This is a genomic window from Shewanella sp. BF02_Schw, assembly GCF_014596695.2.
Lineage (GTDB): Bacteria > Pseudomonadota > Gammaproteobacteria > Enterobacterales > Shewanellaceae > Shewanella.
Genome location: NZ_JABKAW020000006.1, coordinates 245,324 through 255,804, shown reverse-complemented (window position 1 = coordinate 255,804; position 10,481 = coordinate 245,324). Strand labels below are relative to the sequence as shown.

Annotated in this window: 8 protein-coding genes; 1 reads left to right on the top strand and 7 read right to left on the bottom strand. The window is 43.0% G+C overall.

Annotation, left to right across the window (positions count from 1 at the left end; genetic code table 11):
* Positions 1-411: 411 nt before the first annotated feature.
* Positions 412-3,132 carry a preprotein translocase subunit SecA gene (secA, locus tag HNW13_RS19870; protein WP_162024087.1) on the bottom strand — a complete coding sequence of 907 codons (2,721 nt, stop codon included), beginning with the start codon at positions 3,130-3,132 and terminating at the stop codon, positions 412-414.
* A 58-nt stretch (positions 3,133-3,190) separates the two neighbouring features.
* Positions 3,191-4,090 carry a M23 family metallopeptidase gene (locus HNW13_RS19865; RefSeq protein ID WP_101088496.1) on the bottom strand — a complete coding sequence of 300 codons (900 nt, stop codon included), beginning with the start codon at positions 4,088-4,090 and terminating at the stop codon, positions 3,191-3,193.
* A 27-nt stretch (positions 4,091-4,117) separates the two neighbouring features.
* Between HNW13_RS19865 and HNW13_RS19860 the strand changes: the two genes are divergently transcribed.
* The gene (locus HNW13_RS19860) at positions 4,118-4,570 is read left to right on the top strand and encodes a DciA family protein (protein WP_101088497.1); all 453 of its coding nucleotides are present in this window, start codon (positions 4,118-4,120) and stop codon (positions 4,568-4,570) included.
* 4 nt (positions 4,571-4,574) lie between these two features.
* On the opposite strand, the gene lpxC is transcribed toward HNW13_RS19860, so the two are convergent.
* The 5 genes from lpxC to murC form a co-directional block, all read right to left on the bottom strand.
* Complete coding sequence (gene lpxC, locus HNW13_RS19855; protein WP_011639209.1) at positions 4,575-5,495, bottom strand: UDP-3-O-acyl-N-acetylglucosamine deacetylase; 921 nt, start codon at positions 5,493-5,495, stop codon at positions 4,575-4,577.
* A 210-nt stretch (positions 5,496-5,705) separates the two neighbouring features.
* A complete protein-coding gene (gene ftsZ, locus HNW13_RS19850) occupies positions 5,706-6,872 on the bottom strand; it encodes a cell division protein FtsZ (protein ID WP_101088498.1) in 1,167 nt (388 codons plus the stop codon).
* A gap of 26 nt (positions 6,873-6,898) precedes the next feature.
* Complete coding sequence (ftsA, locus tag HNW13_RS19845; protein ID WP_101088499.1) at positions 6,899-8,134, bottom strand: cell division protein FtsA; 1,236 nt, start codon at positions 8,132-8,134, stop codon at positions 6,899-6,901.
* Entirely contained in the window at positions 8,131-8,901 is a 771-nt protein-coding gene (locus tag HNW13_RS19840) for a cell division protein FtsQ/DivIB (RefSeq protein WP_101088500.1), read from the bottom strand. Before HNW13_RS19840 ends, ftsA begins: the two co-directional genes overlap by 4 nt.
* Before the next feature lie 121 nt (positions 8,902-9,022).
* Positions 9,023-10,480 carry a UDP-N-acetylmuramate--L-alanine ligase gene (gene murC, locus HNW13_RS19835; RefSeq protein ID WP_101088501.1) on the bottom strand — a complete coding sequence of 486 codons (1,458 nt, stop codon included), beginning with the start codon at positions 10,478-10,480 and terminating at the stop codon, positions 9,023-9,025.
* Position 10,481 lies beyond the last annotated feature (1 nt).

Here is a 10,481-nt window from a genome sequence, read left to right as displayed (position 1 = left end):
TTGATGTCGATTTTTCAGACATCGCCGTCAGACGCTAGGTCGTTGGCTTGGGCTGCGTATTCTACGCATTCCCTTTATTGCGTCAAGTGTTTTTTCAAACTTCTTTTCGCCTGTTACTAACACCACTAATTAGTTGTTAATAACGCTAACCGGTTTTCGCTTTCGCTGTATGCCGTGTCAGTGGATGCGCATTATAGGCAGCTTAAGATTTAGTGCAAGCGCTTTTGTGCAAAAAAATGATCTTTTTATGATCTTTTATTCATTTGAGCACTTAACTACATGATACCCACTATTTACCCCCAAAGTTATCCACAAAGGGTGAATTTATCAGTCAGTTTTATTATCCCAGAAACAAAAAAGGTAGCGAATAATCGCTACCTTTTTTATCTAACATCAATAGTGAACAGAGAGTTAACTGAGTTTACCGTGACATTGTTTGTACTTTTGTCCTGAACCACATGGGCACGGATCGTTACGGCCTATTTTCTCACCTTCACGGATGACTGTTTTAGGCGCTTCTATTTGTTGCTCTGCTGTATCACTTAATGCTTCTGCTGCTGCGTGTTGATAAGCCAGTTTAATCTTTGCATCTTCATCACGGCGACGCTGCTCCATTTCATCAACATCTGACTGCGCTTGAACTTGTACTTTAGACAGTACGCTTATCACGTCATTTTTCAGTGTTTCAAGCAATTGTTGGAATAATTCAAACGATTCACGCTTATATTCTTGCTTTGGATTTTTCTGTGCATAACCGCGTAAATGAATACCTTGGCGTAAGTGATCCATGGCAGCTAAGTGCTCTTTCCAGAGTCCATCTAGTGTTTGCAGCATTACCGCTTTTTCAAATTGACGTAATACTTGTGCACCGACCATCTCTTCTTTAGCTTTATATAATTCACTCCATGACGTTAGAATCCGTTCGCGTAACGTTTCTTCATGCAGATTATCATCTTGATCTAACCATTCTTGAATTGTTAGCTTCAGGCCAAATTCATTACCAAGGCGTTGTTCAAGCCCCGGTACATCCCAAAGTTCTTCAAGTGATTGCGGTGGAATATATTGATCGACAATTCCACTTATCACATCTTGTTCGATATTCTGGATAGTGTCTTGAATACTTTCAGCATCCATTAGCTCGTTACGCTGTGCATAGACAACTTGACGTTGATCGTTAGCGACATCATCATATTCGAGCAATTGCTTACGGATATCAAAGTTACGAGCTTCAACTTTACGTTGAGCGTTTTCAATAGCACGTGATACCCAAGGATGCTCAATAGCCTCACCCTCTTCCATACCGAGCTTTTTCATCATGCCAGATACTCGATCTGAAGCGAAGATACGCATTAAGCTATCTTCCATCGACAAGTAAAAACGTGAAGAACCCGCATCACCTTGACGACCGGCACGACCGCGTAACTGATTATCGATACGACGAGATTCGTGACGTTCTGTACCTAGGATGTGCAAACCACCTGCAGCAAGCACTTCATCATGACGTATTTTCCAGTCAGCTTTAATCTTAGCTTTCTGTTCTGCCGTTGGATTATCTAGCGCTTCAATTTCCATGTTCCAGTTACCGCCTAATACGATATCTGTACCACGGCCAGCCATGTTAGTTGCAATAGTCACAGCACCTAAACTACCGGCTTGAGCAACAATCTCTGCTTCTTTTTCATGGAACTTAGCATTGAGCACGCTATGCGGAATGTTAGCTTTTTTCAATAAAGAGTTAAGTAGTTCTGATTGTTCAATAGAGACAGTACCCACTAATACTGGTTGGCCACGTTCACGACAACCTTCGATATCTTTAATAATCGCTGCATATTTTTCTGGCGCGGTAAGATAGACCAAGTCGGCCATATCTTTACGAACCATTGGGCGATTTGTAGGAACAACAACGGTATCTAAACCATAGATATGTTGAAATTCGAATGCTTCGGTATCTGCTGTACCTGTCATACCGGCAAGCTTTTCATACTGTCTGAAATAATTTTGGAAAGTGATAGAAGCCAGAGTTTGGTTTTCATTCTGGATTTTAGCGCCTTCTTTGGCTTCGACAGCTTGATGCAAGCCTTCTGACCATCTACGACCAGGCATAGTACGTCCTGTATGTTCGTCGACAATAATAACTTCATCGTCTTGTACAATATAGTCGATATCTTTTTCAAACAAGGTATGGGCGCGAAGTGCCGCATGAACATGATGCAATAACGAAATGTTCGTCGCAGAATAGAGCGAGTCACCTTCGGCTAACATGCCTTTTTCAATTAATAGCTGTTCAACTTTTTCTTGACCACGTTCAGTTAAATGAACCTGTTTACCCTTTTCGTCAATACTATAGTCACCTTCACCAACATAGTCTTCGGTGTCTTCTTTGTCTTGAGCGATGAGACTTGGGATCAATAAATTAATTTTGGCGTATAATTCAGAGCTGTCTTCTGCCGCACCAGAAATAATCAATGGTGTACGGGCTTCATCAATTAGAATTGAATCGACTTCATCAATAAGGGCATAGTGCAATGGTCGCTGAACGCGCTCTTGTGGAGAAAACGCCATGTTGTCGCGAAGGTAGTCAAAACCAAATTCATTATTAGTACCGTAGGTAATATCTGCGTTGTAGGCTTCTTTCTTTTCGAATGAACCTAAGCCAGCAATGTTAATTCCGACACTTAAACCTAAAAACTCAAATAATGGACGGTTATTCTCAGCATCACGTGTAGCTAAGTAATCGTTCACAGTAATGATGTGAACACCTTTGCCCGTTATGCCGTTAAGGTAAGCTGGCAAAGTTGCCGTTAGAGTTTTACCTTCACCGGTTCGCATTTCAGCAATACGATTGCTGTCTAAAACCATGCCGCCGAGTAATTGAACATCAAACGGACGCATGTCGAACACACGCTTTGATGCTTCACGTACAACAGCAAATGCTTCTGCCATGATGTTATCTAAGGTTTCGCCATTTTCTAAACGTGTGCGGAACTCTGTCGTTTTTGCTTTGAGTTCTTCATCAGAAAGCTTTTCGTAATCAGCTTCTAATGCATTAATTTGAATAACAATTTTTCCAAGATTTTTCAGGGTGCGGTCGTTGCGACTTCCGAATACTTTTGTCAGTAGTTTGCCTAACATCTTAATCACTTATCTGTTGTAGGTTTGGCTCATTTGAGCGCATTAACCGTTAATATTATTAACTTGCTTTGCGGTAAACGTATTTCTGTGGATCTATTTGTTGTTTACCACGCAGCACTTCGTAATGCACATGGGGGCCGGTTGAACGGCCTGTGCTTCCCATACTGGCAATTTTATCGCCTTTGGCAACGACGTCACCTACGTTTACTGACAGAGATTTATTATGTCCATAGCGAGTGCGAAGACCATTACCATGATCTATTTCGACTAACTCGCCATATCCAAGCATGCTTCCTGACCACGTTACAACGCCTGCAGCAGTAGTTGTAACATCTGCCCCTTCTTTGCCGGCAAAATCAATACCTTTATGCATTGTTCGTCGGCCACTAAAAGGGTCATTTCGTAAACCATAGGGCGAAGATAACCAACCTTTATCGATTGGCCGCCCTGATATATAACGCTCTTCATCTATATGGAGATTAGATGCTACTGTTTCAAGTAGTGACAGCTGAACGTTATTATTATCAATTCTAGACGCCAACTTATTCATTTCATCGATAAGTTGGCTTAATTCGACACCATTGCCGATTTCGCTTAACCCGCCGATACCAACTTCTGTAGAGAAATCAAACTGGTCATCAAGGAGGTTATTTTGCGCTACTTGCTGCCCTAGGGCTTCAAGTCGGGTGATTTTGGCCTGCATTTTTGCCACGTGAGCAACCAAGGTTGCCAGCTGGGTTTCTGTTGCAGTTTTGAGTTCTACCACTTGTTGCTTTTGCTGTTGGCGAAGCTGTTTATTTTCATCAACTTTCGCTTGTTGGTTAGCAAAACGCTCAGTGCTATATTGATATATTCCTGTGCCAGTGGCCATCAGAATAATAGGTAGGAGTAACCAACGCTTACTAGGTTGCCAGCGCGTTACACCATTTCGACCTTGGATAAAAACTGTTACACTCATAGCCTAATTCAGCCATCTTATTATCATATGAAAAAGCCCCCTCAAGATCTCAGCAATTTAGTTCATTTGTCTGGGAGACTGCCTGAACTGGCCGAGAAAGCAGAACTACTTAATAATCTGAATCGTTATGTCAAACAGACGTTAAATGGTCCTGTGGCAGAGCAGCTAAAAGTTGCTAATATCCGCCAGGGTGTTCTTGTTATTGAAACGACATCTGCAGCATGGGCTGCAAGAATAAACTTTCAAAAGCAGAAGCTATTAAAACAACTTCAAACTGACACACTTCCGATGCTTACCGCTATAGAGGTGAAAGTCAATCCTGGGCTTGCCTTAGCAAAACCACAATCTCAACCTAATCAAAATGTGATCAGCACCACTGCAGCACAACATATTGAAGCATTAGCTGCACATGTTGATGGTTCTTTAGGTGAAAAACTAAAACGGCTGGCTGCATTAGCCAGCCGTAATAGGCAATCTTAACTGATTAAACGTGCGCTAACGCACCTGGAACCATGAAGCTGACAGGCACATCAGCCTCTTTATCAAAGCTTACCAACTCCCACGCATCTTGCTGAGCAAGTAATGCACGCACAAGTTGGTTGTTTAACGCATGACCAGTTTTATAAGCTGAAAATTCGCCGACGATGGCATGACCAGCAACATATAAGTCACCAAATGCATCGAGGATTTTATGCTTAACGAATTCGTCTTCATAACGCAGACCATCAGGGTTTAATACACGATATTCGTCAAGTACAACGGCATTTTCCATGCTGCCACCTAGTGCTAGATTATTCGCACGTAGGTATTCAATATCTCGCATAAAACCAAATGTTCTGGCACGACTAATGTCTTTCACAAACGCTGATGTCGAAAAGTCCATCACCATGTGTTGTTGACTACGAGCAATTTCTGGATGATCAAAGTCAATTCTAAAATCAACTCTAAAGCCTTTAAAAGGTTTTAACTCAGCCCATTTATCGCCATCTTCAACACGCACAGGTTTGATGATTTTTAGGTATTTTTTAGCTGCAGCTTGTTCTTTAATTCCTGCACTTTGCAGTAAGAACACAAATGGGCTTGCACTGCCATCCATAATCGGGATTTCTGGTGCATCGACTTCGATAATTGCATTATCGATGCCTAAGCCGGCAAGTGCCGCAAACAAATGCTCAATGGTTGATATTCTAATCCCAGCATCGTTTACAAGGGCGGTACACATTGTTGTTTCACGAACCATATCAGCTTTGGCTGGGATAGACACAGCAGGGCTAAGATCGGTACGTTTTAGTACAATCCCTGTATTCACTGGTGCGGGCATAATGCATAGAGTCACTTTGTTGCCGGAATGTAATCCGACCCCAGTGCTCTTCACCATTTTTTGAACAGTTCTTTGAAAAATCATTCAGTCGCCCATAAATATCAATATTAAACAAATAGTTGCAAAAATAGCCTTAGGCTATCATGCATAACTGGTACAACATGCTACCATAAATTTAGCTTTTCACAAAAAAAACGCCAAACACAGAGTAAATGTATAAACCTGCTTGCAAAATAACCTTTTTCGCACACTTCGCTCATTAATCACGCAAAAACATAACGTTTTATCCGTGTATTAATCAGCTTGCTTACGCAAAAATGCTGGAATATCAAGATAGTCAGCATCAGTACGCTGTACAGGTTGAGGCTGCGGAACAGCATTACCTTTTGGCGCAGCGTAACTTTGTTGTGTCATCACTTCATCAACAGGTTCTGGACGCGGCTCTATTACAACAGGTTCTGGACGAGCAACAGGCTTAGACACTAATTGAATGTCTGGCTTTTTCTCTGCACCGATACCTGTAGCAACAACAGTTACACGTAACTCATCACTCATTTCTGGATCAATGACAGCACCAACTACAACAGTGGCATTGTCTGATGCATAAGCTTTAACGTGGTTACCCACAGTTTCAAGCTCTTCGATAGTGATATCCATACCTGCTGTGATGTTAACTAACACACCGCGAGCACCGGCTAAGTCGATATCTTCAAGTAATGGGCTAGCCACCGCAGCTTCTGCAGCTTCTTCAGCGCGATCATCACCACGAGCAACACCGGTACCCATCATGGCATTACCCATTTCGGACATAACGGTTTTCACGTCGGCGAAATCGACGTTGATTAGACCAGGACGAGTAATTAGCTCAGCAATACCTTGAACAGCACCAAGTAATACATTGTTAGCTGCAGCAAAAGCATCAAGCAATGAAGTACCACGACCCAATACTTTTAATAGCTTTTCATTGGGGATCGTAATTAACGAATCCACATGTTTAGCTAACTCGGCAATACCAAGTTCTGCATAGGCCATGCGCTTTTTACCTTCAAAAGGAAAAGGCTTGGTCACAACTGCAACGGTTAGAATACCTTCTTCACGGGCAATTTCTGCCACAACAGGAGCAGCACCAGTACCGGTACCACCACCCATGCCGGCAGCGATAAAGATCATGTCAGATCCTTTAATTGCTGCACGAATATTCTCGCGATCTTCTTCAGCGGCTTGACGGCCCACATCTGGGTTTGCGCCCGCACCGAGACCTTTAGTCACGTCACGACCAAGCTGAATAGTTGAACCAGCACTTGATTTACGTAGTGCTTGTGCATCTGTATTGGTAACGATAAATTCAACACCTTCGATGCTGTGTTTTACCATATGTTCGACCGCGTTTCCGCCGCCGCCACCGACGCCGATGACTTTAATCACCGCTTCGTCTGAATGTGTGTCCATGATCTCAAACATTGTCTGATCTCCATTTGTCTGCGTTATTAAAATTCACCCTTAAACCAACTTTTGACCCGATTCAAAAAGCTGGTAACCCCTTGGCGCTCAGGTCGTTCGAACTGTCGTTCGATGACTCGTCTTGCGCCATAATGAAGCAACCCTATTCCTGTTGAATAAATAGGTTGATCAACATATTCGTATAACCCTTTTACTGGTAGCGGTGATGCGACACGAACTGGCATACCAAAGGTTGCTTCAGCAATATCAACGGCACCCGATATCGAGGACGTTCCTCCAGTAAGCACAATCCCTGCTGCAATTTGATCTTCTAGACCGCTATCTTGTAACTGCTTGAGAACAAGCTCAAACAATTCTTGATATCTTGGCTCTACCACTTCTGCCAGAGTATGGCGTGACATGCTACGTGAAGGACGACCACCCACTGACGGTACTTCAATACTGTCTTCACGGCTTACCGTAGAACTTCTGGCACTGGCAAACTGCACTTTTATTTGTTCAGCATGCGTTAACGGTGTTCTGAATATCTTGGCGATGTCACTTGTGACTTGGTTACCCGCTACCGGAATAACTGCACAATGACGTAATGCGCCGTTGGTATATACAGCAATATCGGTTGTGCCACCACCAATATCAACAATACACACGCCTAAATCTTTCTCATCATTTGTGAGCACAGAGTCTGCAGAAGCGATGCCCGAAAATACCAAATCATCTACTTTTAAACCGCAACGCTCGACACTCTTAGTAATGTTTTTGGCCATATCATTAGCACAAGTAACAATATGAGCTTTGGCTTCCATACGCATGCCCGACATACCAATTGGGCTCTTAATGCCGTCTTGAACGTCAATTGAATACTCTTGCGGCAATACATGCAAAATACGACGTTCTGTCGGGATCTTAACCGAGCGTGCGGTATGGATTACATTATCGACGTCTTCTTGGGTGACTTCTTCGTCGTTAATCGACACCATGCCATTTTCATTTTGGCAGGCAATATGTTTACCCGAAATACTTAAGTACACCGATGAAACCTGGCAATCAGCCATTAACTCGGCTTGATCTAACGCCCGTTGCACACTGCGCACTATAGAGTCGAGATCATTCACGCCGCCTTTATCCATGCCGCGAGAAGGATGATTACCTAAACCAATGACACTAATCTCACCATCAGGTAATACTTCACCAATGATCACTGCGACCTTGGATGTCCCTATATCTAACCCCACGATGAGGTTTCTTTCCTGATTTTTGGTCATTTATTGTCGACTCTCTTTTTTGAATCATCCCAACCTACGGCGAACCCGGTATCGTAACGTAAATCAACGGTCGCAATTGGTTTCTCACTTTGCTTCAAAGTTGGATACACATTAATAAAGCGTTGTATCCGTGACATTTTATCTTCTCGCCCAAGCTCTATTTCAATTCCGTTAGCCAGTACAGCATGCCACGCATGGCGAGGACTTAAGCGTAAACTGACCAACTTAAACTCGTTTATTGTCAATAAATCATCTAACTGCTGGTAGCTGGTCAATACTTCTATTTCTGTCCCTTCTGGGCCAGATAACTTGGGTAAGGCATCATGTTCTGAATGCGCAAACGCATCAAAAACCTCACCGTTAATATTAAGCCAAGACACTTCGTTCCAATGCGCTACAGCTTGTTGTTCTTGTAAGGTAACCTTAAACTTTGCCGGCCATTCTCGTCTTACTGATGCATGATAAACCCACGGCAATGCTTCTAATGCTTTTTGTACATCCACCACATCTGCGCTAAAAAAACTACTTTGCATTAATGACTGTAATGCATTTTTAATTTCGTCATCGGTGGTATAAATTCGCTCACCTTTAATAGCAACCGCTTCAATAGGCAATGCATCAGCATCGTTTAACAACTCGTGTAGTTGCACACAACCCCAAACAACGGTGCCAAGCACACTGCATAAAAACACTACACCAGTGCAAAAATACCAATTAACACGAGCTAATTTATGTTTTAGTTGCCGCCCTTTATCGCTCCACGACACCTTAAATCCGCCTCTGACGTTGTTCCGGAGTTAACTCCAAAAGATCGGTCATTATATAGACCAATTCATAAGGTTTAAAGCTCGATTTTCACACACAATAATTGGTGAAAAATCAATCACTTTATTGCTCTTCTACAAGCACTTTACAACCCAAATTATTCTGAGCTAATTCTTTCGATAAAGCACCAATATTACCCGCACCCTGGGTCATAAATAAATCCCCATGTTGCAACACATCAGGTAAAACTGCCGCTAGTTGATCTGGACTGGCGACAAAAATAGGGTCTATTTGACCTCGTAATCTAATTGAACGGCATAAAGCGCGCCCATCGGCACCCGGGATAGGAGCTTCACCCGCTGCATAAACATCTAATAATAATAAACAATCTACCTGCGACAATACATCGACAAAGTCTTCATATAAGTCGCGCGTACGGCTGTAACGATGCGGTTGATATGCCATCACTAAACGCTTGTCTGGCCAACCTGCTCGCGCTGCTTTAATCGTTGCTAATACTTCACTTGGATGATGGCCGTAGTCGTCCACGAGCATGACACTGCCATTAGGTGTTTCAAATTCACCTAAATGCTGAAAACGACGACCTATACCTTCAAACTCTGCAAGTGCTTGTACAATCGCACTATCATCGATGTCATCTTCACTGGCGACAGCAATCGCGGCTAAAGCGTTAAGAACGTTATGTTCACCTGGCAAATTAAGTACAATATCAACATTATCTTTGCCATGACGCTTAACCGTAAAACTTGACTGGTGACCATTTTGTGCAAAATTAATCGCCTGGACATCAGCCTCTTCACTGAAACCATAGGTCACAACTTGGCGGCCAATACGTGGCATAATTTCGCGGATCACTTCATCATCAATACACATTACTGCGACGCCATAAAACGGCAGATTATGTAAAAAATCGATAAAAGTGGTTTTCAGTTTCTCAAAGTCGCCACCATATGTATCCATGTGATCGGCTTCGATATTGGTGATCACACTGACCATTGGCTGCAAATGCAAAAAGCTTGCATCGCTTTCATCTGCTTCAGCAATAAGGTAACGACTGGTGCCTAGGCGTGCATTGGTACCTGCGCTATTAAGTAAACCACCAATCACAAATGTTGGATCACGGCCAGCTTGACCATAGACACTGGCAATTAAGCTCGTCGTGGTGGTTTTACCATGAGTGCCGGCAATCGCAACACCATGACGATAGCGCATTAACTCAGCCAGCATCTCTGCACGGCGTACAATCGGAATACGTAATTCTTTAGCGGCAATAATCTCAGGATTTTGCGGGTTAATGGCAGTCGAAACGACAACAACATCAACCTGTTCAACGCTTTGGGCCTGATGGCCAATAATGATTTTTGCGCCAAGACTCGCCAAACGCTCAGTTACGCTATTGATAGCGATATCTGAGCCGCTTATTTGATAACCTTCGTTCACAAGCACTTCCGCAATACCACCCATGCCGGCACCACCGATGCCAACAAAATGAATGCGCTTAATCCGTCTCATTTCAGGGATCATGCTACGAAGCTGTGCGTATCTTTCTGTCTTAGTCATT